We start from the raw sequence: 26,720 nt of genomic DNA, 5'->3' as shown, positions 1-26,720 counted from the left end.
TTTTTGTTATCAGGATTATGAAATTTTGAATTTAAGACCTCAGTATTATTAGCTAAGACTGAGGTTGAGATGAATAGTAGAGAGAAAACAAGATAATTTCTCATAGTAATACGCCTTTTATTAAAACCATGCTGAAAAATTAATGATAACTATATAATAGTGATTATTTATATAGCTGATGGTACATATCTATTCTTCTTATGACATTGTAATGATTTTTAGAAAAGATAATGATCATTAAATTGTGACAGAGGTCAAAGCTATAATTCGTTTTAAGTATGAGCTGTGTCTTTTTTAAAATATGGCATAAAAATAATGTAAACAATTCAGATTATGCATATCAATCTTTAAATATAATATCAAGATACATTGCTTTTGCCATTGGTATTAATTGGGCGTTTTTTGTTATCTGCAATGACGCTAATAATCCATTAAAAATCAACTCTGCTTGCTGTGATTTCAATGCGGCATTACTGATATTATGTTTAGTTAATAAAGCTTGAATCATTTCTACACGGCTTTTTTTATATCCACTACACGTATCAGCAATAGCATTGTCAGTATGATTAAATTCGCTGTATGCCAACTGAAAATAACAGCCATTAAATAAATCATCTTTCATTAATGCGGTTAATATTTCAAATCGCTCTGAGAGTTTCTGTTCTAGTGTAAGTGTCGAATCAGAAAAGATGATATTTAAATGGTTTAAAGCTCGTTCGCTGAACATGACCAAGGCTTCTTTTATAAGGTTTTCTTTTGAAATGAAGTACTTATAAATAGTCGCTTTAGAAACGCCCGTTGCAGTAGTTATGCTATCCATACTGGTTCCGTGGAAACCATATTGAGCACATAACGTAATTGTTTTATTGATAATATTAAGTCGTTTTTCTTGTTGTTTGTTCATTTCTTGAACCTCTTTTTTATATGATAGATAGTAACAAAATAAACTGTTTAGTTCAAAAGTGTTGACAGGATATTTTTTTGCAACTAAATTGAACTGAACGGTTTAGTTCAATTTAGTTATTGTAAGGATATAAGATGAATAGTTTAAGTAAATGCACATCGGCACCACCAGCAACCACATTGGGTTACAAGTTAGGTGTTTTTGGTGTTGTGTTAGTTTTATTGTGGATTGGTATTTTTAAATTCACACCAACTGAAGCTGCAGCAATTGAGCCTCTTATTAAAAACCATCCGCTAATGGGGTGGGCATATAACTTTTTATCTGTTCAAACAGTTTCTAATCTTGTTGGTTTTAGTGAGATTGTCGTTGCGATAGGACTTATTTATGGCTTTTTTAATCCTCGAGTAGGCTATTTTTCAGGATTAGCATCAAGCGTTATTTTTATTGTGACACTGAGTTTCTTATTTACAACGCCTGATACATGGAAAATTGTTGATGGGATACCAACGACAAGTTTCTTTTTAGTCAAAGATATTTTATTTCTAGCGATTGCAATTATGGTTGTTGAGCATAATAAAAAATTACTCGTCAGTCAGTCTTAGGAGAAAAAATGATGCGATATATTACCTATATTCTTTTTATTATTATTAGTTCAACTTCTTATAGTGTATCTGCTAAAGACGGTGACTTTATTGGTAAGGTTAAATTTGATAAGCCATCAACTAATTATATATCTTTGCAAAGATACATGGTTAGTGGGTCAATTGATAAGTCATACTCTGGTGTATTAATAAAACAGAAAGTGAGGATACTGACTTTCCACGAAAAATTATTATCAGCTGCGGATAAGTAACTGTGTTAATTATAAAATAAGGATGGCCTTATAAATATTTAACAACACTCTTTGAATATCAAAGAGTGTTGCTGTTATATGCTTACTGAGAATTTGTATGTAAGATATCGTTACTGTATTAAGTTAACGATTATCGGGGTAATAACAGTAATGACATTTGATATAAAATTTATAGCAACAGATATGGATGGTACTTTACTGAATGATGCTAATCAGCTTCCATGCGACTTTTATGATGTATTTCATGCGATTAATGAAAAAAATATAATATTTGCAGCGGCTTCTGGGCGTCAATACTTTACGTTGTTAAATATGTTTGAGTCGATTAAAGATAATGTCTTGTTTATTGCTGAAAATGGCACCTTAGTCATGTATCAAGGCCAAGAGCTTTATAGTGCAACGATCTCTAAACCTGAGATTGATTCAATTATTGAAACTGTGCGTAACATTAAAGATAGTCATATAGTGCTCTGCGGTAAAAAATCGGCTTATACCGAAACAAAAGATGAAGATGCTCAGCAAGAAATCATGAAGTATTGCCATCAAATAAGATTTGTTGATGACTTATTAGATGTTGATGATGAATTTATTAAAGTATCAGTATTAAATTTTAGTGGTACTGAAGAGCATGTTTATCCACTCGTCGCTCCTTTGTTTGCTGAAACGCATCAAGTGGTTGTTAGTGGTAAAACGTGGTTAGATTTTATGGATAAACACGCATCAAAAGGACAAGCTATTTTGGCAATGCGTAATAAGTTTGGGTTTACGTTTGAAAATAGTATGAGTTTTGGTGATTTCTTTAATGATGTTGAAATGCTTAACGAAACCTATTTTAGTTATGCGATGAGTAATGCACATCCTGAGATCAAAAAATTAGCCCGTTTTATTGCTCCTAGTAATAATGAGCAGGGCGTAATCACCGTGATCAAACAAAAGGTGTTACGTTGTCACTAAGTGATTGGTGGCGGCAAAAAACAATATTTAAATTATGGTTGATAAATCCTGATAATGAATTACATTCTTATTTACATGATCAGTCAGTGGGACAGATAAGGAGATTCTATGAATACCGATGAGCTATTTCCGCTATATATCATTATTTCTGTTGTTGTGTTTTTATTCTTCATGTTCTTTTTATTTATACAATTATATCTAAAAGCGAAAAAAGAAAATATTGGCGGGTGTTGTAGCACTGACGAAAAGTCGACACCAAAGTTTAAGAGGGATGATGATCATCTCTCTTAATATCAGTAAAAAACACCACCATGTTATGTAGTGGTGTTTTTTTATATGTAGCTTTAATGTTGTTCAGTTTTTATTGGGTAACTAATTGGTATTTTAGTGAAAAGTAGCATCATTAACAGGTAGAATGGAGGATGTTAATAATAAAATATCGGAGTAATAACGAGTGATGACATCTTCAATAAAATTTATCGCAACAGACATGGATGGCACGTTACTGAATGATGAGAAAGCACTTCCCGCTGATTTTTATCATGTGTTTAATGAGCTTGATGCTAAAAATGTGTTATTTGCAGCTGCATCGGGTCGTCAGTATCAGAGCTTAGTGAATACTTTTGAACCCATTAAAGACAAAATGCTGTTTATTGCTGAAAATGGTACTTTAGTGATGTACCAAGGAAAAGAACTCTATAGCTCTACCATTCCAACGCCCGAAATTCATACCATTATTAATAGTATTAAAGCGATTGATAATACCTTCATTGTTCTGTGCGGTAAAAATTCTGCTTATACCGAAACAACAGATGAACACGCGATAGAAGAAATCAAAAAATATTATCATAACCTTGAATTTGTTACTAATTTACTTGCTGTTGATGATGAATTTATTAAAATTGCAGTCCTTAATTTTAATGGTACAGAGCAACAGGTTTATCCCATTATTGCCCCCTTATATGCCCAGACTCATCAAGTTGTTATTAGTGCAAAAATTTGGCTTGACGTGATGCATAAAACTGCCTCTAAAGGCGCTGCAATTAAAGAATTACAGCGTATTTTTGATTTCAAATTTGAAGAAAGTATGAGTTTTGGTGACTTCTTAAATGATATTGAAATGCTGAAAGAAACCTATTTTAGTTATGCGATGGACAATGCCCATCCTGAAATAAAACAATTAGCCCGTTTTCATGCTCCAAGTAATAATGAGCAAGGTGTAATGACCATTATTAAGCAGCAAGTATTAAAATAGGCACAGAAAAAGGGTATTGTTCGATTTTATTTAAGTATTAGCAAATTATTCAAGCTGTTTTGATTATGCTTTTTTTAATTCTAATGAAACAATATAGCTAGTTGTATTTGTTATGCTTAAATAAAGGAAACTGAATGTCACCTCAACGGATATTTGCCAGTGTCGCGCTTGTTATTGCCCTAGGATCATTAGAAAAAAGTATTGTCACCATACCGTTATCTCTTATTGGTCAGGACTTAAATGCTGGTCAGGCATTAACGTGGGTTGTCACCGCTTATTTGTTAGCGGCAACCGCAGTGCTTCCTGTATATGGAAAATTAAGTGATATTTTCGGTCGAGTAAAAATGCTCAATGTGAGTATTGTGTTATTTATGCTGGGATCTATTGCGTGTGGACTATCAGATACTTTAGGGCAGTTAATTGCAAGCCGTGTTTTACAAGGGCTTGGCGGTGGCGGTTTAATCGCATTAGCATTTACAGTGATAGCTGACAGTATTCCCGCGCGTATTGTCGGTAAATATCAAGGTTATATTTCTATTGTCTATGCTGTTTCAAGTATTGCTGGTCCGTTACTGGGCGGTTTTTTTGCGGAACATCTTAATTGGCGTTGGATTTTTTGGGTGAATTTACCTCTCGGTATTCTTGCCTTATGGATGGTTAATCGTAATTTAGCTCATTTAAGTAAAGGTCGAAAATCACCGTTCGATTGGAAAGGTGCAGGGCTGCTTATCAGTGTGACCACCTTAGTGTTATTGCTATTATCGCCTGAATCACAACTTCCAAGAGGGTGGGTAGCCAGTGCTTTATTGCTAGCATTGATTTTACTTTATATTGTTGAAAAATTGGCCAAAGATCCGATTCTTCCTGCGCGTCTAATACGTTTACCCGGTTATTTGGTCAGTGTTAGTTTGATTTTATGTTCACAATTACTGATGTTTGCTGTGTTAGTGTATTTTCCTTTACAGCTTCAATGGCAAAAAGGGCTAACAGCATCAGAAAGTGGGTTATTTATGATGATCTTTATGTTCAGTATTACAACGGGCGCATTTATTGGCGGTAAATTAATTGCTCGTTGGGGGAATTATAAGATTTTTGTCATACTGGGTTTCTTAATGACATCTTTGGCGTTATGGCAATTGCACTTTGATCTTGGTGTTAAATTAGCCCTCGTTTTTGCAGGTCTTGGTCTTGGTTTTACGCTTCCAGCTTTAAGTGTGGTAGTACAAAACGTATTGCCTCCAAGAGATCGTGGTATTGGGATGTCATTGTTTAATTTTGGCCGTGAGCTAGGTGGCGCAATTGGTGTTGCAGTATGTGCTGCTATTTTCCATTATCAATTACCTGATGATGTATTAGCCGATAGTGCTAATGGTTTAGCCGGTGTTGATGCTCGACTGTTAGCGTCAGGATTTAATACGACTTATCTCGTTATGGCTGCTGTTGCGGTTATTGCATTTATTATGGCGATTTTTGCATTGAAAACACAGTCACTAGCTGATGAAGTCGTATTAGATGAATAATAAAGACCGCAGTAGGACAGTGATATGGAAATATATTTGTATAATATTTGAATAAATCGAATTAATCACAGTATTAATATTTAAAGGCTAATATTCACCTGTGAAAGTGATACAAATCTAATTATTGGGATTATTGAGTATCTCCTATAATTGTAGAGGAGTAATGTCTTTATTAAGAATACTACTATTCAGAGGTGATTATGAGTTTGTTTTATGTTGATAAAAATACGCAAGATAATGGCGATCATGAAATTCATACAGCATCATGTAGCCACAGTCCTGGTCTGAAAAATTGTGATGCTCTTGGTTATCATACAGCATGTAGTACCGCATTAGATGCGGCAAAAAAAATATATCCTCAATCAAATGGTTGTTATTACTGTTCATATTCCAGCTATACATCTGAAAGTAAATAAAATAAGACAGCAACGTAATTATTTATATTATGTTGCTGTTACGTAATTTTTTATTTCTTTATCTCCTTGCTAACCTAATACGCAAAAAAGTGCCTATAATTTAATAATCATTGGAAATGTTTAAATGTGAAATTAAATTTAGGGATGAATTTATGATAAAGTTTTGGTTGTTTTTTAGCTTATTGCTTACTTCATTTGATGCGAATGCTACTGTTATTACGGTTGAGATGGACGATCTCAATACAGATAAATCAATCGGTAATATTACAGCAAAACAATCGCAATATGGTGTGGTATTTACACCCAATTTATCTGGTTTATCGGCGGGTTTACATGGGTTTCATTTACATGAAAATGCATCATGTGAAATGACGCAAGAAAATGGAAAAGCAATAGCTGCAGGTGGTGCTGGTGGACATTATGATCCAATGAATACGGGAAAACATGGTTATTCTTGGACTAATGATAATCATCTTGGTGATTTACCACCATTGTATGTTGATAACCATGGTCATGCGACAGAGCCTGTTCTTGCTCCTCGTTTAAAGCTTGCTGATTTAGTTGGACGTTCGTTAATGGTACATGTAGGTGGTGATAATCATGCTGATCATCCGCATCAACATGGTGGTAGTGGCGCTCGTTTAGTGTGCGGCGTAATTAAATAAATATCGCCAGTGATGTTATTTCCTCTGCCAACCATACCGATTTGAAATTAGGATACTATCTATCATGGTGGGGATATTATTAGCTATAACGATATAATATATAAAGCAAAGTGGTGGACATTAGGTGACCTTCCTGATCAAGGTGATCCATGGCAGGTTTATGTAAGTAAAAAATAGCATTCTAATTTTCTGTATATAGGTGATTATATCTTTTGCGTTATGACAGTGTCACTTTAAGGCTGTAGTATGTTGTTAAAACATCAAGTTAGTATTAAAGGGTCAAGATGGAAATCGAATATAAAGTTAATCATCCAATTACAGCAAGCCAATATATTGAATTAGTCAATAAGACGACCTTGGGTGATCGCCGACCCGTTGATAATGAGGCGACAATTACAGGGATGCTTGAAAATAGTAATTTGATTGTCACAGCATGGGTTGACGAGCAACTTGTTGGTATTGCTCGCTCAATGACCGACTTCCATTATTGCTGCTATTTGTCTGATCTTGCTGTTGATCAAAGTGTTCAATCAATGGGTATTGCTAAATACCTTATTTTAGTCACGGCAGAATCTATCGCTGAAGATTGTAAAATTGTTTTATTATCAGCACCCAAAGCTGAAGGTTATTATCCTAAAATTGGTTTTACTGAACATAACAGTGCTTGGGTATTAAGTGATGTTAATGCGTTAGTATTGCCTTAATATAGTGGTTATAGCATTTATTATAAGTGATGCTCTATATAAAGTAATATCAAGAGAGTAAAGAAGATGATTAGATTATTTTCTTGTCTATCTATTGACCATGTGGGTAGTTCAATGCAAAAAAATAGAGATTGAACTATCATATTACTTGCTATAAATCTGTATCTTGGTGTAATTTCTCACCACTATTTATTTTTGGAATAATGATCATGCCAAAGGCTAGTGATATTAAAAAATTTGCTGCTATTGAACTTAATGGTAAAGTATCTTTAGTTAAAGAAATTACTAAGCTAACGCCTAGTGGTCGTGCAGGCGCAAGTCTTTACCGTATGCGTATTTATGATGTTGCAACGGGCTCAAAATCAGATGTTAGTTTCAAAGCTGATGAGATGATTACGTTAGCAGATTTTAGTCGTCAAAAAGCCTCTTTCTCATACATCGACGGTGAAGAATATGTGTTTATGGATGATGAAGATTACACGCCATACACTTTCACTAAAGATGCAATTTCTGAAGAACTACTTTTCATTACTGAAGATACTAAAGGTATTGAAGTATTGACTGTTGATGGTGTACCTGTTGCATTAGAACTACCAGCAACGGTAGAGCTAACAATTGTTGAGACAGATCCTTCAATTAAAGGTGCATCTGCAAGTGCTCGTACTAAGCCTGCAACATTGTCTACAGGTCTTGTTGTTCAAGTTCCTGAATACATTGCAAATGGCGAAAAAATCAAAATCAACACAGCTGAACACAAGTTTATGAGCCGTGCTGATAAATAATAATTAGTTATTATTGTTTTATAAAGCCAGTGTCGTTTATTCGATGCTGGCTTTTTTATGGAAGAAAGGAAAATAATGGGTAGGGAATACTGTGGTTGAGTTAATAACAATTGATGTTGCTAAGAAAGAAGATGTGCAAGCGGTGTATCAGTTAGAACAACACTTGTTTGGCGATCATTGTTATCCTGATTTTTTTATTCGCCAAGCGTACGATTGTTGGCCTAGCGGTTTATTGGTGGCTCGTTACCAAGATAATATTGTTGGTTATGTGTTGTGTGCACCTCAGTTTAACACCATGTCATTAGTTGTATCAGAGGGGTGGATACTGGCATTAGCGGTAGATCCTAGCGTACAGGGGCGAGGTATAGGTAAACAATTGATACAAGAGGCTATGGCCATACTGAGTGGATGTGAGAAGCTCTGGTTAACGGTACATCCTGATAATCCTGCTAAAAAGCTCTATCAGCAGCTTGGTTTTACGGATGTTGAACAAGAAAATGACTATTTTGGCCCTGATCAACCACGAGTAAAAATGGTGCGTGTGGTAGCGTGATTTGCGGTTATATAAACATTTGCGGTTATATAAACAATAGATATAAAAAAATAGATATAAAAAAAGGGTATCTGAGATACCCTTTACTTCTTTCAACTGTTCGTTGAAAAATTAAGCACGCTCAACGTTAGCAGCTTGAGGACCTTTTTGGCCTTGCTCAACGTCAAAAGAAACCTTCTGACCTTCAGCTAGAGATTTGAAGCCTTCACCAGTGATAGCACGGAAGTGAACGAATACGTCAGCGCCGCCATTGTCTTGAGTGATAAAACCGAAACCTTTCTCATCGTTGAACCACTTAACGATACCAGTTGCTTTAGACATGTTATGTCTCCTGAAATAATAAATTAGTAGCGCACATTACGCTGTTTTACTTATGTACAAAAGAATAATGAAGCGCTTCAGGACAACTGTGAATATTTGAACAGTGTATCGAAGTTTTCTCTTTCAATTTGTTGCATAAATAGGCCTTTCATAAAACCATGAGTATTAGGCCATTTTCATATTGAAAGGGCAAGTTTCTCCTGTAAGAACAAGTCAATAATGTGACCACTTTAACAAAATAACATGTTGAGTTATTATGCTATTGTTTGCTTATTGTGAGAGAAGCAACTTTTACTGATGTTAGAGCTGATTTTTCTTTATCGATCAAATAGTATTAGTGCTTATTAATCTTAAGCCTATATTATTGAAATGTTTGATGTGTTTTGGTTTTTTTTGAATGATAGAGACGAAAAAAAGGGCTACATGAGCCCTTTGTTTTATTGATATTCAAGACTAATTTATTAGACTCTTTCAACATTTGCTGCTTGAAGACCCTTTGGACCTTGCTCTGTCTCGTAAGAGACTTTTTGGCCTTCAGTTAAGGTTTTAAAGCCATCGCCACTAATCGCACGGAAGTGTACAAATACATCAGCACCGCCGTCATCTTGAGTGATAAAACCAAACCCTTTTTCTTCGTTGAACCACTTAACGGTACCTGTTGCTTTTGACATGTTGTCTCCTGATAAATCTATTCATTACACGGTATTGCCAATATCAGATTACGGAGCGATTTGAGCTTTGAACTCTGTTGCTGATCATAAAGATGACAGCGAAGATATCCTTGTTCAGATTGCTTTAACTGTAAATGAATACTGGTCTACTATGAAGATTAGGCGTTGATCTGTGATTTGCAAATCAAATTCACTGTTTTTGTGTACAAAGAAAATAATAATCGGGATGTTATTATTATTTATGGGTAATTTCATTGAAATGTCTTTTTTGTCAGTTATCATCTCAAACGTTTCTTGAACGAAATCAAAGCAACTACAAATAATAAAGTGCATAATTCAGACAAGCAAAGATCGTTAAGCGTATGTTAACTCACCATCTAGTCGATAATCTTCGGGTATTGCTTGAGTTTACTGCGGATTATCTGATATAACGATTTTAGAAAAAAACTGAGACTCGACGGTTATGTACTAGGAAGTGCATTTTTCCTAATCATTAGCATTAAATCAGTTTCACAAGGCTTTATTTTCAGACTAAGGACAAAACATGAACAACATCCTTGAACTTGTTCGTCAGGCTCGTCGTAAAAACAAACTTAAGCGCGAGATCCTTGATAACGACCGCAAAGTTCGTGATAACCGTAAGCGTGTCGAATTACTAGAAAACATGTTGGATTATATCAAGCCAGATATGACACATGATCAAATTCTAGAAATTATTGAAAACATGAAGAGCGATTACGAAGATCGTGTTGATGACCATATCATCATCAGTGCGGAGCTATCTAAAGAGCGTCGTGACGTTAGCAAGAACGTTAAAGAGCTTAAAAAAGCAGAAATCACAGCACATAAACATAATTAATTTTTGTTTGTTCGCTAACTAAGACCTGAGCTATATGCTCAGGTTTTTTTTTGCTTTTTTATTGGGTATGGTTGAGGTTGGATCAAGAAAACACGGAATAGGCATAAAAAAGAGCCCGAAACGATTCCTGTGTCGGGCTTAGGGGAATAGGCTCAGTGATGAGCCTTGCGCTAACTGGTTTATGTAGAGAATTCGATTACACTATCAATACTAGTTTAGCTATGGTGATTTTCCAGTTTTAATCAAAAATAATTGTTTATTTAATCAATAAAACATTATTTAACGCTAACGAGTTGAATATAATCAAATATCAAAGAGGTTATTATCGCGTACTAATTCACGAGGTAAGCCATTTTTGATTCGATTTCCGACCCATTTACCAATGCCGATAGGGTAATCACGGTAAGTAACAATCACTTCGCCTTTACCTGTTAGGTCATCAGGGCGAATATCACGACCCATAAACCACTCTTTCGCTTGTGGTGCGGTTAACGCGATGGCAACTGACTCTTTACCTGTCGCCAGTGTCATGATTGCCTCATGTTGCCAGCGATAGCCTTTCTTATGTTGTTCCGCTAACTTAATACCGATACGTTGAAAGCGAATTTCACCAATTAAGGGTTTAATTTGTGTTGGGAACAACCATACTTCTTTATCACGTAGCCAAATATCACTGTTGGTTGATAATGTAATATTCAGATCAGTGTTAAGTTGTTCAGCAATCAATTGTTGCTCATCCGCTTTTACTTGGCTGAAGGGGAATTTACCCATTCGCTTTTTAACCGGATCCGTATCAACAGATGCATGTTTGCGTATACGTGCAACAAAGAAACCTTCACAATCAAAAACCTGAGGATAAACGTGTAAGAATCCCTCTGGTGTAAGTGCTTTTTCTGCATGTTCAAATAAGTTAGCTAATGATTCAAATTCAACCGCATCACCAAACGTTTCTTTAAGGTAATAACATACCTCTTGGTTTTCACGTTGGTTTAATGTGCATGTTGAATACACCATAACACCACCAGGTTTTAATGCCTGAAAAGCACTGACAATTAAATTGCGTTGTACGGCTGCAATTTCATCGATTGATTCAAGGCTCCAGTTTGCCATTGCATCATCATCTTTACGAATAGCGCCTTCGCCAGAGCAGGGTGCGTCAAGTAAAATAGAGTCAAAGGCTTCAGGTGCCCATGTGCCAAACACACAGCCGTCAAAATGTGTTAATGCGGCGTTATGGACACCACAACGTTGCAGGTTAGCGTGTAATACTTTAATGCGGCTAGCTGCAAGCTCATTAGCCACTAATGCCCCTTTGTTTTGCATCGCACAAGCAATTTGGGTGGTTTTGGAGCCTGGAGCTGATGCCATATCGAGTACACAATCAAGCGCATCATTATGATTAAGTAGCGCGGTGACGGGCATCATTGAGCTAGCTTCTTGAATATAGAATAATCCTGCCATATGTTCAGCAGTATTACCTAATGAAACACTCTCTTCATCCTCACGTTTGATCCAAAAACCAGTATCACACCAAGGAACAGGAGTTAGTGTCCAATCTTTATCAGCAACGCGAGTAAGAAAATCCGCCACACTTATTTTGAGTGTATTTACACGAATACTGCGACGTAACGGTGTTTTACAACAGCTAATAAATTCATCAATACTCAGATTTTCTGGCATTGTGTGCTTGATGAGATCAATAAAAGCGTCAGGAATATAGATATTAGGATGCAAGGTAGCACTCTCTGTCAAACTAGCAATGTCGGGATTCTATACTAAATAGGAACAAAGTTATATCGGCTATCTATGCTTCGAAGAGTGTTCAGTATATGGATCAGTTTTCATCATCAGGTAGTGGCTTGGTTGCGGTGTTTTATTAACGAAAAAGATCAAAAAAGGAGCATTAACTGCTCCTTTTTTATTGATGCTATCCGTGATTATTTAACGGGAATAGCAGTACGCCAACTTAACCATTTAGGGTTGACTTCTTTATTGAGCAAGAAGTGTTTACCTTGATTAGCTTGTGGCTCTAGTGGATGTGTTGCTGGTGTAGCAAACGAGATCCCACCACGGAGTAAACTATCAAAAGTACCGGCTTTTATTTTTGCGCCAGTAAGACCGACATCAACGTTTAGTCCTGATGTATTCCAAAAAATACTATTACTACGAATAAGGTGACGGTACTTTTGTTCAATTTGTACTGTAATTAACACCCGATCAGCTAATGCCCCCAAAGCAACCTTAATCACTTGTCCTACTTGAATGTCACGATAAAGCAGTGGTGTTCCTTCACTGACTGAACCGCGCTCTTCACTTTCTAAGATAAAGGTTTTACCAGCATCAAATAGTTCTGCAGAACCTAATTTGAAAGTATGAGAGGTTAAGCCTTTACCTGGTTGAACCGCAATGTATGAACTTAATAGTGAGTCTAAGTTTTCGCTACCACTTAAACTGATTTTAGGTTTTACTATCCAGAAATAGCTATCTTTACGCGCAATTACTTTTGCATATTGGGGGAATAAGCGCGCTTTTACTGTAACGTCATTACGTTCAAAATTAGGCTCAATATTATCAACTTTACCAATCACGACACCTTGATATTTGATTGCTGTAGATTTTGATATCGAGCGTGCATCATCTGCCGTTAGGGTGATCATAACGCCAAAATGTTGAGCATCACCTAAGCTAGGGTAAAGTTTATAGTCATTACCAGAACGGTTAGCAACACCTTTAATTGAATCAAACGCAATACCACCTTTTAATAATGTAGAGAGGGGATCTGCTTTGATTTTAACGCCATTTAATCCTGCTTCGACTTCTATTCCTGAACGATTCCAAAATACAGTATTAGCATCAATTAAATGACGGTATTTTTTCTGTATATTCAGTTTTATCTCAACGCCAGATGTTTTAAGGGCAAAACTGGTGATTTCACCAACCTGTAAATTACGATAAAGCACCGGACTACCTTCAGAAATTGACGGTAAGTTATCAGCGACCAGTGTAATAGAAGTAAAGCCTTTTAACTTATCGTCTGCGAGTTTAGCAAGATGCTTATTTTTAAATAGCGAATAACTCTTTTGGATCCCCGCCTTACCGCTAGAAGTAAAGCTTATTGCGCTGCTTATTAGTTGATCAGCTGCTGGGATAGAAACATCTACGCCACGGTTACTGATATTGGCTTCAATACCACCATCGATAAAGAAACGATTATGAGAGCGAATTAAGTGGGTATATTGCGGTTGAATTAGTGCCTCTAATCGTACTCGATCACCATCGAGTTTCACTGTTGTGATATGACCGACATCAATACCACGGTAACGCAACTTAGTGCCAGATTTTAAGCCATAGCTTTTATCTGCATAAAGCGAGAAAACAGCGACGCCCGGTTGTTGCTCTTCAAGTGTATTTTGAGTAATAGCGGTAAAATGACGGGATTTTTCACCTTCACCGGGAATTAAACGTAAGTAATTACCACGAACAAGGTTACCAATATTTTTAACACCAGTAAGAGAGACTTGTGCTTCTTCGAGTAATAATCGTGAACCATTATTCAGTAAATCACTCATACTCGGTTCAATGGCAGCATGGGCAATAATTTTATTGGTTTTATCATCCAGTTTTAGATCTGAAATTTTACCAATTTGCAGGCCGCGATACATAATCGGTGCGCCTGAATTACTGATGTCATTATTATCAGGAAGAGTAATCGTGATTGCTATACCACGCCCTGCGGTATTAATATCAGGGTAAAGGTTAAATAAATGCCCTTTATCAATAGGTTTACCTGCATCTGGGGAGTCAAAGGCAATCGCACCCGCAATTAATGCCGATAGACTTTCAAATTTAACATCAACACCACTAAAGCCAATATTGGCACTGACACCACTGACATTCCAGAAACGACTTTTATTGGTAACAAGATTGGCATAATGCGGTTTGATTAACGCATCAATAAGTACCTCTTTTTTATTGGCACTAAGGGTATAATTATAAATTTCACCTACAGGGATCTTCTTATAAAAAATTTGGGAGCCAACACTGAGAGAGCCTAAATTAGGGGCTTTTAATTGTAGGGTTAAACCGTCATGTATCGGCATATTTGCTGGCTGGTTTTCGAGCGCTGTAAATTTCGTTGCTTCATCACCTGTGCCCGGTTGAAGAGCAATATAATTACCTGAAACCAGCGCATCTAGGCCAGAGATACCAGTAATCGATGCTTTGGGTTTGACTAACCAAAACTGTGTGTGGGTGCGTAACGTTTTAACAGCCTCTGGGTAAATATCAGCAGAGACATAGATACTTTTCAGATCTTTCGATAACGTCACATCACGGACGATACCCACTTCTAATCCTTGATAGCGGATAGTGGTACGGCCCGCGACTAAACCGACGGCATCATTAAAGTGAATTTGAATACGTTCACCACCTTCATTAACCGCTTTATATAATAACCACCCAGCGACAATAATTGCCAATAGGGGTAATAACCATAAAGGAGATAAGCCGCGATCACGGCGAATACTAACGTGTTGTGGTTGCTCGTTATTTGGTTCGTTGTTCATATTTGTCCCAGATTAGACGAGAATCTAAGCTCTCTGCTGCTAACATTGTTAAGATAACGACTACACCAAAAGCAATGGCACCAGGCCCAGGTGTAAAATCGAGAAGTTGTCCACGATCGATTAAAGCGACCATGATCGCGATGACAAAAAGATCCATGACTGACCATTTTCCAATCCAATGCACGATGCGAAAAATACGCATGCGTTGTAGGCGTTGGCTACGTTGCTTAAATTGAATGCATAATAATATATATGCTAACCCAATGATTTTAGCGACGGGAACAACAATACTGGCCACAAAGATAATGACGGCAATACTGATCATTCCTGTTTTTACTAAGCCAGCCACACCTGAGAAGATAGTATCTTCAATACGCTTACCGTTATTCATAAAAATAGAAATAGGGTAAAGGTTTGCCGGCAAGATAAAAATACTGGCGGTGATAAGGTATGCCCATGTTTTTTGGAGTGACTTTGGGATCCGATGATGTAATCGACTGCCACAACGGCGGCAATATGGAAGTGCTTCCTGAGTTAAGTGGCAGGAATGACAGATCGTATCAAGCTTATCACTAATATGTTCATCTTCTGGTTGCCACGCATCCCAATAACGACGAACACTGACTTTAGTTAATAATACCGACAGTAATATCTGCATACTGATCAAACAATATAAACCAAGGCCGACATAGATATCTGCGACTTCTTGTACTTTAAAACATGAAATAGCTAAGCTGACTAAAAAGACTTCTAGCATTGTCCATTGCTTTAAATGCGAGAGGATCCACAGTGATAGTTTAAATAATCGTAATTGCCGAAAACGTAATGAGAACTGTGCGCCTAATACGGCACTGATCAGTAATAATGGCGCTATTGCACTACAAAAAAGAATTAATATAGCAACGGCAGGAAATGTTGGAGCAAGCGCAACGGTTCCTGAGGTTAATGTTGCTGGGATCATTTGACCTATTAAACGAATGGTAACTAACGGCAAACTGATCGTGGGGATATAAAGAATAAGACAGGCAACCGCAATCGCTAATTCTGCATTAAAGCGCGCAATACCGCCGCGATAGAGTCGAGTATGACAACGTGGGCAATAGGCACTGTGTCCTTGCGTTGCTGTTTCTGGCAACACAAGTAAATCGCAGCCTGGGCAGCGTCGAGCCTTCGACATGGTGCGTTTCTTCCTTTGATAATTAATGTATACAAAAGCGCTCATTGAGTTATTAACAACTCAATGAACGCCGATTAATGCACACTATATTATTTTGTGTTGACGCTGGCTACTGCTTCGTGATGATCACGTCCATTAGTCGCTGTTTCTGCTGATTGAATTGAACCATAAAGGGTTTGATAAAGCCCTTGTGTATTGACCAACTCTACATGCGTACCTGATTGGCTAACTAAACCATCTTCAAGTACATAGATAATGTCAGCTTGTTTTACAGCAGATAATCGATGAGCAACAATTAAGGTGGTTTTGTTTTTCAAAAATACATTAAGGGCTGTGTGTAGGGCCGCTTCTGTTGATGTGTCTAATGCTGACGTTGCTTCGTCTAAAATAACAAACTCGGGATTTGTCAGAACCATACGCGCAATGGCTAATCGCTGCCGTTGCCCACCGGATAAGCGAATACCTTGACGGCCAATTTCAGTGTCTAAACCGTGAGTCAGGCGTTCTGTTACATCAGCAAGTTGTGCAATATCTAATGCTTGCCATAATTCCTCATCACTGAATGAGGCGCCAAGGGTTAAGTTATGACGTAACGTTTCATTAAATAATACTGGTTGCTGTAATACCACCGCCATTTTTTCACGTAGTGCTTCATAGCTAACGGCTTCAATAGGGTGATCGTTTATTAAAATATCACCGCTACTTTTTTGATAAATACCTAATAGCAATTGAATTAAGGTTGATTTACCTCCACCAGAAGCGCCAACGAGTGCCACGCGTTTACCTGCAGGAATATCAAGGTTTAAGCCACAGAGTACTTCTTTATCGTTATCATAAGAAAAATGTAAGTCACGAATTTTAATCGCGATAGTTTCATCGTCATTAAAAGGATAAACCGTTGCTGGTGGACGCGTTTCTTCTTCAAGATCTAATAAACTGTTAAGGCGTTGCATTGCTGCCGATGCACCATACCAAGCAAACTGAATACCTAATAATTCTTGAATTGGGCCTAACATAAACCATAGATAACTAAAGACAGCTAACATTTCACCAATGGTTAAATTACTAAATAGCACCATTAGCATTGCTGCCGCACGAAATATTTCAAAACCAATTAAGAATAATAGAAAGGAAACACGCCCAGCGGCTTCTGATTGCCATGCATATTTATCCGCACTATGGCGAATATCACTGGCATTACCTTTTAGTTGATCTAAAAAATCACGTTCACGGTTAGAAGCCCGTAATTGATAGAGGCCATCTAATACTTCAATTAAACGATGTTGAAATACTTCATAAGATTTATTTTCCTTACTTTTTAAATTCTTAACGCGGCTGCCCATAAGCTTAGAGGCATAGACAACAATAGGATTGATGATAAGAATAAAAAGCCCGAGCTTCCAATCAAGCCAGAGCAGAACGCCCGCTGTACCAACAACAGTTAAGAACCCAATAATAAAGCGGCTTAATGTATCACCCACAAATTTATCAATCGTCTCGACATCAGTTATAAGGTGGGAACTAATGCCGCCGCTGCCACGCTCTTCATACTGACGCATACTGATACGGCCTAATTTATCGAGTAAATGTTGGCGTAAGTTATAGGTTATGTCTTTTGATACTAATGTGAATTGTCGGCTTTGCAGTATATTCAATGCCTGACTAAATGTGCGCATCAAGACGACTAAGACCAGCACAAGTAGAATATAACCGGTTGGATTGTGCCAAGCTGAGGGTAATAGGGCATTGAGATAAGTAATGCCTTCGCCGGGTTTATGTAGCAAAACTTCATCCACCATTAATGGCATTAAAAGTGGAATAGGGACACTGATCAAGGTTGCGATAACCGCAATAATGTTCGCAACAATTAATCTTGGTTTATGTAACTTTGCTTGTAGTAGTAACCAAGACCAATTAATCATAAGATGGTTCTTATCTTTCACTGTGAGAATAATTCCTATTATCAATGTTATTCTTGCTATTCTAACGGCTATATACGGAGTAATCTATGGAAAATACACCCGCTTTTTATAATCGCCTTACTCAACAGGCACTAGCGTTAATTGAAGGTGAGACAGATCTTATTGCTAATCTATCTAATATTAGTGCGTTATTAAATATGGAGTTAGAACAAATTAATTGGGTAGGGTTTTATTTACTCAAACAAGACCAATTAGTTCTGGGTCCATTCCAAGGTAATCCTGCATGTGTCCGTATTCCTGTTGGGCGAGGTGTTTGCGGTACGGCTATTTCTGAAAATAAAGTTCAGCGTATTGCTGATGTGCATAGTTTCCCTGGGCATATTGCTTGTGACGCTATTAGCAATTCAGAAATCGTTATTCCGCTTACAGTGAAGGGAAAATTAATTGGTGTGCTGGATATTGATAGTCCAAATTTGTCAAGATTTGACCAAAATGATGAACGAGGTCTAGTTTCTTTCGTAGAAGCACTACAAAAAGTACTCTAATTTCATGCTTTCGGTGGTTTTTCCGCGGTAGGTAATTATAATGGCAGCACTATTTCTTTTTGAACAAAGCACAAATAACGAGCAATCCTCGTTTATGTCAGGAAACTCCATGGAAAACTCTGAAAAGTTAACGAACAGTAAAGAAGTTATTGCATACATCGCTGAGCGTTTCCCAAAATGTTTCACTGTTGAAGGTGAAGCGAAGCCACTTAAAATTGGTATCTTCCAAGACCTTGCAGAGCGTCTTAACGAAGATCCAAAAGTAAGCAAGACTCAACTACGTACAGCTTTACGTCAATACACATCTTCTTGGCGTTACCTTCACGGTGTTAAAGCGGGTGTGAACCGTGTTGATCTAGATGGTAATGATTGTGATGTTCTAGAGCAAGAGCACGTAGATCATGCGCTTAAAGCTTTAGAAGAAAGTAAAGCTAAAGTACGCACTCGTCGTAAAGAGCAAGCAATTGCTAAAGCGACTAAAGAAGGCGAAGCTAAAAAAACACGAGCAAAAACAGTTAAATCTAGTAACACTAAGCCAAAAACAGCTACTATTAAAAAGAAGCCTGTAGAGACGACACGTGTACTTAATGCTGATGAAGTAATCGTAGGTAAAAATGTTCAAGTGAACATGGGCTCAGGTAATATGCCTGCGACTATTGTTGAAATTAACAAGGACGATGTGCGAGTTCGTTTGAATAACGGTCTAGTAATGGCTGTTAAAGCGGAGCACTTGCGTTCATAAAGGAGAATGCTCGACGCATGAATTGTCGATTCCGTTTCTCACTGATAGCTGCTGGCATGATGCTAGCAGCTTCGGTTCAAGCCGCTGAGGCTAAATATTCATTAAGTGATGTGCCGCATCTTGCTCCTGAAAAACAGCATGCAACCGCGAGTACTAGAGTGGCTTCGCGTTATACGCGTTCTCACTATAAGCATTTTTCACTTGATGATAAGTTCTCTGGACAAGTATTCAATCGTTATATTGAAATGCTTGATTATAATAAAAGCTTTCTTGACGCAACAGATGTTGAACAGTTTAGTAAATGGAAAAACCAGTTAGATGATCAACTGAAATCAGGGAATACATCTGCTGCGTTTGATATTTTTAATAAAGTCCTTCAACGTCGTTTTGAACGGTATCAATTTGCGCTTGCTCAACTTGATACTGAAATAAAATTCGATGATAAAGATGATTTTGTTATTGATCGTTCAGAACTTGAATGGCCGAAAAACAGCACTGAATTGAATGAGATTTGGCGACAGCGTGTTAAATACGATGCGTTAAATCTTGAACTTGCAGGTAAAAAATGGCCAGAGATTCAAAAAACGTTAACTAAACGCTATAACAATGCGATTAAGCGTCTAACACAAACACACAGTGAAGATGTATTTCAGTTATACATGAATGCTTTTTCACGTGAGGTCGATCCACATACAAGTTATTTATCGCCACGCAATGCTGAACAGTTCCAAGCTGAGATGAATCTATCATTAGAAGGAATTGGTGCAGTATTACAGGTTGAAGATGATTATACCAAGATTCGTTCTTTAGTAGCTGGTGGACCAGCAGCAAGTTCGAAGAAAATCGCAGCAGGTGATCGCATTATTGGCGTTGGTCAAGAAGGCAAGAAAGTTGTTGATGTTATTGGTTGGCGTCTTGATGATGTCGTACAGTTAATCAAAGGGCCGAAAGGCAGTAAGGTTATTCTGGAGATATTACCTGAAGGCAATAATGCAAAGGGTTACACCGTAACTATTGTACGCGACAAGATACGTCTTGAAGATCGTGCAGCGAAGTCGGAAGTGAAAACTGTCGATGGTAAAAAGATTGGTGTGCTTGAAATTCCTAGCTTTTATGTGGGCTTATCACAAGATACCAAAAAAGAACTGGTTAAATTAAATGATCAGAATGTTGATGGTGTTGTGATCGACTTACGTAATAATGGTGGTGGTGCTTTAACTGAAGCAACTGCATTAACAGGTTTATTCATTTCGAGTGGACCGGTTGTGCAAGTGCGAGACAGTTATGGCCGAATTAAAGTTAATGGTGATTCAGATGATCAAATTTCTTTTGATGGTCCATTAACGGTATTAGTTAACCGCTATAGCGCATCTGCTTCAGAGATTTTTGCAGCAGCGATGCAAGATTACGGACGTGCCATTGTTTTAGGTGAGCAATCTTTTGGTAAAGGTACGGTGCAACAACACCGATCATTAAATCATCTCTATGATTTGTTTGATAAACCATTAGGTCATGTTCAATATACTATCCAAAAATTCTACCGTATTAACGGTGGAAGTACTCAAAATCTTGGTGTTGTGCCTGATATCACTTTCCCTTCAGCGATCGATCCTGCTGAAACAGGAGAGAGTGTTGAAGATAATGCATTACCTTGGGATAGTATTAAGCCTGCAGGTTATAAAAAGTTACATGATTACAGTACGCTTGTACCGATACTGACAGCTGAACACCAAACCCGTATTAAAAATAATATGGAATTTGGTTTTATCAATGAAGATATTATTACCTATAAAAAGGAAAAAGATATCAATACTATTTCATTGAATAAAAAGTCACGCATAGCTGAGCAAGATAAAGAAGATGCTGATCGTTTAGCCCGCTTAAATAAACGCCAAAAAGTGTTAGGTGAAAAACCGTTCGCTGATTTGGATGCGGTACCAAAAGATTATGAAGCACCTGATGTTTATCTTGATGAAGCCGTTGCAATAACAGCTGATTTTAGTAATCAAAAACAATCGTAAGTATGATACGGAATGACATTATTTTGTTGATGTCTCTATTATTAAAGCGCTCTTAGGAGCGCTTTTTTTTATGGTTGTTTTTTGTGTCTTATTATTGAGATAGATTAAACTACAAAGTGTGATATAGCGCATATTTTTCATCGAAAATTAGGTTTCCCGACTAGTTTTAAGTATAGACCTCTGCAATTTAAGAGAGGGAATACAAAAGCGAAAGCGTTCAGTAAGGGGAAACTGCATATGATGAAGACATTTTATTTTTTTTGGTTATTTATCTTAAGCTTATTTAGTGTTAACTCTGTTGCGGATGATATTACTGAGTTTGATTATCCCTTCTTATTAGGTAATTGGTATTGGTTTAGTAATCAACAAGACGGGATAGAAAGTGAAGGGGAAAAATATCGAGCAATGCATGTGATGTTCAAATCAGATTATCAATTTGCAATGCGGTTATTACGGACAGATGGCAAAGTGGAACAATGGACAGGCGATTATGATATTGATGATACCAATATTACGTTTATTTCCTCGAATGAAGATGATCAAATGCATACCTACTTACTCAACTATAATCGTTTTGTTCTTGATGGCGCACATTTTACTAAACTGGCCCCTGAAAATTTAGCAGGTAATTGGCGCACTAAAACGATTTCAGGACAAGATGTTGCTGATAATATAGCTGAGTTTGCATTATCTTTGCGTCCGGACTTTTTATTTTCAGCTGAGATCTCTAACCAAGCGGGTAAAACGAAAGAGCACCGTGGTGTGTATTATTTAGAAGATGATCAAATTGTCTTGTTATATGAAGAAGGTCAACATGACAGTCATTTTGTTTTGAATGGACAGAATACATTAACGCTGAGTAATAAACATTTTGGTATGGAAGCAATATTAAACAGAGAATAATGTCAGCAGAGAGTAATAGCTACGATATATGATGATCAGTGTTGATGATGGTGTAGAGAAGTAAAAAAGCGAACAACAGCTGTTCGCTTTTTTTTGTTTATAGATATCGTTGAGAACTATTCGTTAACGAGTTGAAAAGCAGTCCGTAGTTGATCAAGATAGTTTTCATCCCGACAAATACTTTTTCCTGGCTCGTCTGAAATTTTAGCAACAGGTCGACCTTCACATTCAGTGAGTTTTAAAACAACATTTAGTGTTTTAACATCAGGCAAATCACAGGTTAGTTGTGTACCAATACCAAAACTTACATTGATATGATCATTAAAGTGTTTATAAATCACCAATGCTTTATCAAGTGTTAGGCTATCTGAAAATACTAAAGATTTCGTTTTTGGATCAATACCTAAAGATTTATAGTGCGCAATGGCTTTTTCACCCCAAGAAATAGGATCACCACTATCATGGCGTAAGCCAATAAAACGCTCAGAAAGGCGTTGATCGAAGTCGCGCAAGAATGCATCCATATTGATACAGTCTGTTAATGCAATACCTAAATCGTGAGGATACTCTTGCAACCAGCGATTAAGTGCCAGTTGTTGAGAGTCGGCTAACTCGCCAGAAAGCTGTTGATGTGCTTGGAACCATTCATGTGCTTGAGTACCAACAGGTGTTAAACCGCGCGTATAAGCAAGGTAATAGTTTGACGTGCCTTTAAATTCAGGCATGTTGTCTTTTAAGTAATCAACAACATGGTGGTGAACATCTTTTGAAAAACGGCGACGAGTACCAAAATCGACTAACGAAAACTGGCTTAAATCACAATTTTTTGCATCATGATAGAAGCGTTCAATTTTTGTTTTTAACTGCTCAATTGCTATCGCTGTTGTTGCTTGCGGATAAAGATGTTTACAACGAACTTCACAGATAATGGCAAGTAATGGTACCTCCCATAAAATGATATCAAGCCATGTACCACGAATAGTGATTGCTAATTGATCACCTGAGATATCGACGTCAACATCATCCGCATTAAGCTTAAAATCTTTTAAAAACGCAAGGTAATCGGCATGGAAAAAAGTTAGAGTCGATAAAAAATCGAGTTCACCTGAGGTGAAAGATAAGGTCGCAATGTGATCAATTTGTGCTTTAATTTCAGCAGCATAAGGACGTAGGTCTTCTTCGCTGCGGCAATGAAATTCTGCCACGGCTTCAACGCCTGGGTATTGATGAAATACTGCTTGTTGCATATGAAGTTTATAAGCATCAGTATCAAGCAGGGAGTCTATAACCCCATTATTGTGTCTGTTATTATTCATATCTGGTAGTAGATACTCAAATTAATAAATCTAAAGAATTTATTTTTATAATTATAGGATCTTTAAATTCAATGTCTTGGACATGGTTTATAAGGTTTAGTAAATAAATAACTAAACTATTTAACTGGTGTGAGATTGTGACCTAAGAGGTGAACAAGGTCAAGGAATATCAAGTTTACTCATTGTGACTGTTGCATTAATCATCTTGACGTGTATTGCTATTAAAATACGTAAACGATTACGTTAGTGATAATAAAGAGTGTCTATTAATTTATGCTTGAAAAGTGTTATTGGTGACACAATATTATTACATAACAGTCAACATTAATCGGTAGCTCGTGCATGCAGCATTTGAGCGAATCATAAAGGATATAAAAATAATGACAGAACATTCTACTGTGACTCAACCTGCGGCAAAATATCGTTCAGACTATCGCGCACCTGATTACACCATTACTGATACTGATTTGACATTTGACCTTCATGATACCAAAACAACGGTTGTTGCAATCAGCCATGTTGTACGTCTTAGTGAGCAAGCGAATGCTGAACTGGTCTTAGACGGTGATGATTTGACATTGATTAGTGTGAGTGTGAATGGTCAAGCGTGGGCAGATTACCACCAGCAGTCAGGCCATTTGACGTTAACAAATCTTCCTGCTGATTTTGAATTGGCTATTACGACTGAAATTAATCCAGAAGCCAATACCTTACTTGAAGGTCTATATAAATCAGGTGGTGGCTTCTGTACTCAGTGTGAAGCTGAAGGTTTCCGTCGTATTACGTTTTATTTAGATCGTCCTGATGTTTTAGCGCGTTTCACCACTAAAGTTATTGCAGATAAAGCAGCGTTTCCTTACATGCTAAGTAATGGTAATCGCATTGCAGAAGGTGAACTTGATAATGGTCGCCATTGGGTTCAGTGGCAAGACCCATTCCCAAAACCATCTTACTTATTTGCACTTGTTGCGGGTGATTTTGATGTATTACGTGACACGTTCACTACCATGAGTGGTCGTGATGTTGCGTTAGAAATTTTTGTCGATAAAGGCAATCTTGATCGTGCTGATTATGCGATGGCGTCCCTTAAAAACTCAATGAAGTGGGATGAAGAGCGTTTCGGTCTTGAATACGATCTTGATATCTACATGATTGTGGCGGTTGATTTTTTCAATATGGGTGCGATGGAGAATAAAGGCCTGAATGTCTTTAACTCTAAATTTGTATTGGCGAATCCAAATACTGCTACTGACACTGATTATCAAGGTATTGAAGCGGTTATTGGTCATGAGTATTTCCACAACTGGACAGGCAACCGTGTTACTTGTCGTGATTGGTTCCAATTAAGCTTAAAAGAAGGCTTAACGGTTTTCCGTGATCAAGAGTTCTCTTCAGATTTAGGCTCTCGACCTGTTAACCGTATTGCGAATGTCCGTATTGTTCGTGGTCCACAATTTGCTGAAGATCGCGGCCCAATGTCACACCCAATTCGTCCTGAAAAAGTGATTCAGATGAATAATTTCTATACGCTAACTGTGTATGAAAAGGGCAGTGAAGTGATCCGTATGCTGCATACCTTATTGGGTGAAGCAAATTTCCAAGCGGGCATGAAGCTATACTTTGAGCGTCATGATGGTACAGCTGCAACCTGTGATGATTTTGCACAAGCAATGGAAGATGCATCAGGGATTGATTTAAGTCGTTTCCGTCGCTGGTACAGCCAAGCGGGTACACCTGTTGTTAGTGTCTCAACGGCTTATGATGTTGACGCTAAGAGTTACGCTGTCACTATTAAGCAGCAAACCCCACCAACAGCCGAGCAAGTTGAAAAGCAGCCACTGCATATTCCGTTTGATATTGAATTATACGATAGTAAAGGCGAAGTCATTGGCTTACAAATCAATGGCGAAACAGTACATAACGTACTTGATGTAAAAGAAGCCGAGCAAACATTTGTATTTGATAATGTTGCAGAGCAGCCTGTTATCTCAATGCTACGTGAATTTTCAGCGCCAGTGATTTTAGAATATAACTACACCGACGATGAACTTATATTTCTAATGGTAAATGCATCAAATGAATTCGCTCGTTGGGATGCGGGTCAGATGCTATTGGCTAAATATATTCGCCAAAATGTTGAGCAAGTACAACAAGGTCACAGTGTAACGTTACCCGATGCGGTGATTGATGCGTTCCGTGGTGCATTACTGGATGAAAACCTTGATCCAGCCTTTATTGCTGAAATGCTAACCCTGCCAAGTGAGAATGAAATTGCGGGTTGGTACACAACCGTTGATGTTGATGCGATCAACCAGGTTGTGGGGGCATTTACACGACTACTTGCTGCTGAAATGGAAGATGAGTTGAGTGCGATTTATCATAGCTTAACGCAAGGTAGCTATAGCTTAGATCATGCGGCAATGGCACAACGTGCACTGCGTAATAAATGTTTGTCATACCTAGCATATACTACCCAAGGTGAGGCACTTGTTGCTGCGCAATATAAAGCGGCTGACAACATGACGGATACGATGGCTGCAATGTCAGCGGCTAATAATGCGCAACTTGATTGTCGTGCTGCGCAAATGGCTGATTTCAGCGACAAGTGGAGCCATGATGGCTTAGTGATGGATAAATGGTTTATGTTGCAAGGTACAAACCCTGCGGCAGATGCATTAGAAAATGTGCGTAATACCATGAATCATCCAACATTTAGTCTGAAAAACCCTAACCGTACTCGTAGTTTAGTCGCAGGGTTTAGTGCGAATAATCCCGTACATTTTCATGCAAAAGACGGTTCAGGTTATGCGTTCTTAACTGAGATTTTAGAGATTTTAAACACCAGTAATCCACAAGTTGCAGCGCGTTTAATTGAGCCGTTACTTAAACTTCGCCAATACGATGCGAGTCGTCAGCAATTGATGCGTCAACAACTTGAAAAGTTAGCCGCAATGGATAATTTGGCTAAAGACTTGTTTGAAAAAGTACAAAAAGCACTTGTTTAAAAGCGCTTATTTAAAGTTAATGCGTTAATGATTTAAAACGTGATTAAGTAAAGCCAGTGACTAATAA

26 protein-coding genes are annotated in these 26,720 nt (G+C 37.5%); 18 read left to right on the top strand and 8 right to left on the bottom strand.

Annotation, left to right across the window (positions count from 1 at the left end):
- Nucleotides 1-340: 340 nt before the first annotated feature.
- Complete coding sequence (locus BTO21_RS05275) at nt 341-904, bottom strand: TetR/AcrR family transcriptional regulator (protein WP_045029070.1); 564 nt, start codon at nt 902-904, stop codon at nt 341-343.
- A 134-nt stretch (nt 905-1,038) separates the two neighbouring features.
- On the opposite strand from BTO21_RS05275, the gene BTO21_RS05270 reads away from it, so the two are divergent.
- The 12 genes from BTO21_RS05270 to BTO21_RS05215 all read left to right on the top strand — a co-directional run bounded on the left by BTO21_RS05270 (nt 1,039) and on the right by BTO21_RS05215 (nt 8,606).
- Nucleotides 1,039-1,506 (top strand): DUF417 family protein, encoded by a 468-nt coding sequence (locus tag BTO21_RS05270; RefSeq protein WP_105026716.1) that lies wholly within the window; start codon nt 1,039-1,041, stop codon nt 1,504-1,506.
- An 8-nt stretch (nt 1,507-1,514) separates the two neighbouring features.
- Nucleotides 1,515-1,757, top strand: a complete 243-nt coding sequence (locus BTO21_RS05265; RefSeq protein ID WP_065192903.1) for a hypothetical protein — start codon at nt 1,515-1,517, stop codon at nt 1,755-1,757.
- Nucleotides 1,758-1,907: 150 nt separating this feature from the next.
- Complete coding sequence (locus tag BTO21_RS05260; protein ID WP_045029069.1) at nt 1,908-2,711, top strand: Cof-type HAD-IIB family hydrolase; 804 nt, start codon at nt 1,908-1,910, stop codon at nt 2,709-2,711.
- A gap of 108 nt (nt 2,712-2,819) precedes the next feature.
- Nucleotides 2,820-3,002, top strand: coding sequence for a hypothetical protein (locus tag BTO21_RS05255; protein WP_045029067.1), 183 nt, complete (start codon nt 2,820-2,822; stop codon nt 3,000-3,002).
- A 166-nt stretch (nt 3,003-3,168) separates the two neighbouring features.
- Nucleotides 3,169-3,966, top strand: coding sequence for a Cof-type HAD-IIB family hydrolase (locus BTO21_RS05250; RefSeq protein ID WP_045029065.1), 798 nt, complete (start codon nt 3,169-3,171; stop codon nt 3,964-3,966).
- A gap of 134 nt (nt 3,967-4,100) precedes the next feature.
- On the top strand, nt 4,101-5,486 hold the full coding sequence (locus tag BTO21_RS05245) for an MDR family MFS transporter (RefSeq protein WP_045029064.1): 1,386 nt from the start codon (nt 4,101-4,103) through the stop codon (nt 5,484-5,486).
- Between the two features lie 200 nt (nt 5,487-5,686).
- Nucleotides 5,687-5,902 carry a hypothetical protein gene (locus tag BTO21_RS05240; RefSeq protein ID WP_045029062.1) on the top strand — a complete coding sequence of 72 codons (216 nt, stop codon included), beginning with the start codon at nt 5,687-5,689 and terminating at the stop codon, nt 5,900-5,902.
- Between the two features lie 152 nt (nt 5,903-6,054).
- Nucleotides 6,055-6,567, top strand: coding sequence for a superoxide dismutase family protein (locus tag BTO21_RS05235; protein WP_045029061.1), 513 nt, complete (start codon nt 6,055-6,057; stop codon nt 6,565-6,567).
- A gap of 57 nt (nt 6,568-6,624) precedes the next feature.
- On the top strand, nt 6,625-6,744 hold the full coding sequence (locus BTO21_RS05230; RefSeq protein WP_082056838.1) for a carbohydrate-binding protein: 120 nt from the start codon (nt 6,625-6,627) through the stop codon (nt 6,742-6,744).
- Nucleotides 6,745-6,851: 107 nt separating this feature from the next.
- The gene (locus BTO21_RS05225; protein ID WP_045029059.1) at nt 6,852-7,271 is read left to right on the top strand and encodes a GNAT family N-acetyltransferase; all 420 of its coding nucleotides are present in this window, start codon (nt 6,852-6,854) and stop codon (nt 7,269-7,271) included.
- Nucleotides 7,272-7,480: 209 nt separating this feature from the next.
- Entirely contained in the window at nt 7,481-8,053 is a 573-nt protein-coding gene (efpL, locus tag BTO21_RS05220) for an elongation factor P-like protein EfpL (RefSeq protein ID WP_045029057.1), read from the top strand.
- Between the two features lie 91 nt (nt 8,054-8,144).
- Nucleotides 8,145-8,606 (top strand): GNAT family N-acetyltransferase, encoded by a 462-nt coding sequence (locus BTO21_RS05215; protein WP_232572931.1) that lies wholly within the window; start codon nt 8,145-8,147, stop codon nt 8,604-8,606.
- Nucleotides 8,607-8,717: 111 nt separating this feature from the next.
- On the opposite strand, the gene cspE (BTO21_RS05210) is transcribed toward BTO21_RS05215, so the two are convergent.
- Both cspE (BTO21_RS05210) and cspE (BTO21_RS05205) read right to left on the bottom strand, forming a co-directional pair.
- Nucleotides 8,718-8,927 (bottom strand): transcription antiterminator/RNA stability regulator CspE, encoded by a 210-nt coding sequence (cspE, locus tag BTO21_RS05210; RefSeq protein ID WP_036794623.1) that lies wholly within the window; start codon nt 8,925-8,927, stop codon nt 8,718-8,720.
- Nucleotides 8,928-9,388: 461 nt separating this feature from the next.
- The gene (gene cspE / locus BTO21_RS05205) at nt 9,389-9,598 is read right to left on the bottom strand and encodes a transcription antiterminator/RNA stability regulator CspE (RefSeq protein ID WP_045029050.1); all 210 of its coding nucleotides are present in this window, start codon (nt 9,596-9,598) and stop codon (nt 9,389-9,391) included.
- A gap of 544 nt (nt 9,599-10,142) precedes the next feature.
- On the opposite strand from cspE (BTO21_RS05205), the gene BTO21_RS05195 reads away from it, so the two are divergent.
- Nucleotides 10,143-10,457, top strand: coding sequence for a DUF496 family protein (locus BTO21_RS05195; protein WP_045029049.1), 315 nt, complete (start codon nt 10,143-10,145; stop codon nt 10,455-10,457).
- Nucleotides 10,458-10,760: 303 nt separating this feature from the next.
- On the opposite strand, the gene rsmF is transcribed toward BTO21_RS05195, so the two are convergent.
- From rsmF to BTO21_RS05175, 4 genes are all read right to left on the bottom strand, one after another.
- Nucleotides 10,761-12,191 carry a 16S rRNA (cytosine(1407)-C(5))-methyltransferase RsmF gene (gene rsmF, locus BTO21_RS05190; RefSeq protein WP_045029047.1) on the bottom strand — a complete coding sequence of 477 codons (1,431 nt, stop codon included), beginning with the start codon at nt 12,189-12,191 and terminating at the stop codon, nt 10,761-10,763.
- Between the two features lie 203 nt (nt 12,192-12,394).
- Nucleotides 12,395-15,022, bottom strand: coding sequence for an MlaD family protein (locus BTO21_RS05185; protein WP_105026715.1), 2,628 nt, complete (start codon nt 15,020-15,022; stop codon nt 12,395-12,397).
- Nucleotides 15,003-16,199, bottom strand: coding sequence for a paraquat-inducible protein A (locus BTO21_RS05180; RefSeq protein ID WP_045029044.1), 1,197 nt, complete (start codon nt 16,197-16,199; stop codon nt 15,003-15,005). The genes BTO21_RS05185 and BTO21_RS05180 overlap by 20 nt, the downstream gene beginning before the upstream one ends.
- An 89-nt stretch (nt 16,200-16,288) precedes the next feature.
- Entirely contained in the window at nt 16,289-18,121 is a 1,833-nt protein-coding gene (locus BTO21_RS05175) for an ABC transporter ATP-binding protein (protein ID WP_045029042.1), read from the bottom strand.
- An 86-nt stretch (nt 18,122-18,207) separates the two neighbouring features.
- Between BTO21_RS05175 and BTO21_RS05170 the strand changes: the two genes are divergently transcribed.
- The 4 genes from BTO21_RS05170 (at nt 18,208) to BTO21_RS05155 (ending at nt 22,332) form a co-directional block, all read left to right on the top strand.
- Nucleotides 18,208-18,666, top strand: a complete 459-nt coding sequence (locus BTO21_RS05170; RefSeq protein WP_045029040.1) for a GAF domain-containing protein — start codon at nt 18,208-18,210, stop codon at nt 18,664-18,666.
- A 109-nt stretch (nt 18,667-18,775) separates the two neighbouring features.
- Entirely contained in the window at nt 18,776-19,408 is a 633-nt protein-coding gene (gene proQ / locus BTO21_RS05165; RefSeq protein ID WP_045029039.1) for an RNA chaperone ProQ, read from the top strand.
- A gap of 17 nt (nt 19,409-19,425) precedes the next feature.
- A complete protein-coding gene (gene prc / locus BTO21_RS05160; protein ID WP_045029037.1) occupies nt 19,426-21,429 on the top strand; it encodes a carboxy terminal-processing peptidase in 2,004 nt (667 codons plus the stop codon).
- A gap of 237 nt (nt 21,430-21,666) precedes the next feature.
- Nucleotides 21,667-22,332 carry a lipocalin family protein gene (locus tag BTO21_RS05155; RefSeq protein WP_045029035.1) on the top strand — a complete coding sequence of 222 codons (666 nt, stop codon included), beginning with the start codon at nt 21,667-21,669 and terminating at the stop codon, nt 22,330-22,332.
- 116 nt (nt 22,333-22,448) lie between these two features.
- Here the strand turns inward: BTO21_RS05155 and pncB are convergent, their stop codons facing one another.
- The gene (pncB, locus tag BTO21_RS05150) at nt 22,449-23,648 is read right to left on the bottom strand and encodes a nicotinate phosphoribosyltransferase (protein ID WP_065192891.1); all 1,200 of its coding nucleotides are present in this window, start codon (nt 23,646-23,648) and stop codon (nt 22,449-22,451) included.
- A gap of 380 nt (nt 23,649-24,028) precedes the next feature.
- On the opposite strand from pncB, the gene pepN reads away from it, so the two are divergent.
- Complete coding sequence (pepN, locus tag BTO21_RS05145) at nt 24,029-26,653, top strand: aminopeptidase N (RefSeq protein WP_045029033.1); 2,625 nt, start codon at nt 24,029-24,031, stop codon at nt 26,651-26,653.
- Nucleotides 26,654-26,720 lie beyond the last annotated feature (67 nt).

The sequence above is a fragment of the Photobacterium phosphoreum genome, from assembly GCF_002954725.1.
Taxonomy (GTDB): domain Bacteria; phylum Pseudomonadota; class Gammaproteobacteria; order Enterobacterales; family Vibrionaceae; genus Photobacterium; species Photobacterium phosphoreum.
Note: the sequence above shows the minus strand (reverse complement) of the source record. Positions and strands in the feature narration are given on the sequence as shown.

Bases quoted from the DNA above. Each gene is read 5' to 3' on its own strand.
- BTO21_RS05260 (WP_045029069.1), top strand. From the start codon at position 1,908: ATGACATTTGATATAAAATTTATAGCAACAGATATGGATGGTACTTTA.
- BTO21_RS05170 (WP_045029040.1), top strand. From the start codon at position 18,208: ATGGAAAATACACCCGCTTTTTATAATCGCCTTACTCAACAGGCACTA.
- cspE (WP_036794623.1), bottom strand. From the start codon at position 8,927: ATGTCTAAAGCAACTGGTATCGTTAAGTGGTTCAACGATGAGAAAGGT.
- prc (WP_045029037.1), top strand. From the start codon at position 19,426: ATGAATTGTCGATTCCGTTTCTCACTGATAGCTGCTGGCATGATGCTA.
- BTO21_RS05270 (WP_105026716.1), top strand. From the start codon at position 1,039: ATGAATAGTTTAAGTAAATGCACATCGGCACCACCAGCAACCACATTG.
- BTO21_RS05255 (WP_045029067.1), top strand. From the start codon at position 2,820: ATGAATACCGATGAGCTATTTCCGCTATATATCATTATTTCTGTTGTT.
- BTO21_RS05240 (WP_045029062.1), top strand. From the start codon at position 5,687: ATGAGTTTGTTTTATGTTGATAAAAATACGCAAGATAATGGCGATCAT.
- BTO21_RS05265 (WP_065192903.1), top strand. From the start codon at position 1,515: ATGATGCGATATATTACCTATATTCTTTTTATTATTATTAGTTCAACT.
- pncB (WP_065192891.1), bottom strand. From the start codon at position 23,648: ATGAATAATAACAGACACAATAATGGGGTTATAGACTCCCTGCTTGAT.
- BTO21_RS05245 (WP_045029064.1), top strand. From the start codon at position 4,101: ATGTCACCTCAACGGATATTTGCCAGTGTCGCGCTTGTTATTGCCCTA.
- proQ (WP_045029039.1), top strand. From the start codon at position 18,776: ATGGAAAACTCTGAAAAGTTAACGAACAGTAAAGAAGTTATTGCATAC.
- BTO21_RS05155 (WP_045029035.1), top strand. From the start codon at position 21,667: ATGATGAAGACATTTTATTTTTTTTGGTTATTTATCTTAAGCTTATTT.
- BTO21_RS05235 (WP_045029061.1), top strand. From the start codon at position 6,055: ATGATAAAGTTTTGGTTGTTTTTTAGCTTATTGCTTACTTCATTTGAT.
- BTO21_RS05250 (WP_045029065.1), top strand. From the start codon at position 3,169: ATGACATCTTCAATAAAATTTATCGCAACAGACATGGATGGCACGTTA.
- cspE (WP_045029050.1), bottom strand. From the start codon at position 9,598: ATGTCAAAAGCAACAGGTACCGTTAAGTGGTTCAACGAAGAAAAAGGG.
- BTO21_RS05180 (WP_045029044.1), bottom strand. From the start codon at position 16,199: ATGTCGAAGGCTCGACGCTGCCCAGGCTGCGATTTACTTGTGTTGCCA.
- efpL (WP_045029057.1), top strand. From the start codon at position 7,481: ATGCCAAAGGCTAGTGATATTAAAAAATTTGCTGCTATTGAACTTAAT.
- BTO21_RS05175 (WP_045029042.1), bottom strand. From the start codon at position 18,121: ATGATTAATTGGTCTTGGTTACTACTACAAGCAAAGTTACATAAACCA.
- BTO21_RS05275 (WP_045029070.1), bottom strand. From the start codon at position 904: ATGAACAAACAACAAGAAAAACGACTTAATATTATCAATAAAACAATT.
- pepN (WP_045029033.1), top strand. From the start codon at position 24,029: ATGACAGAACATTCTACTGTGACTCAACCTGCGGCAAAATATCGTTCA.
- BTO21_RS05195 (WP_045029049.1), top strand. From the start codon at position 10,143: ATGAACAACATCCTTGAACTTGTTCGTCAGGCTCGTCGTAAAAACAAA.
- BTO21_RS05225 (WP_045029059.1), top strand. From the start codon at position 6,852: ATGGAAATCGAATATAAAGTTAATCATCCAATTACAGCAAGCCAATAT.
- BTO21_RS05185 (WP_105026715.1), bottom strand. From the start codon at position 15,022: ATGAACAACGAACCAAATAACGAGCAACCACAACACGTTAGTATTCGC.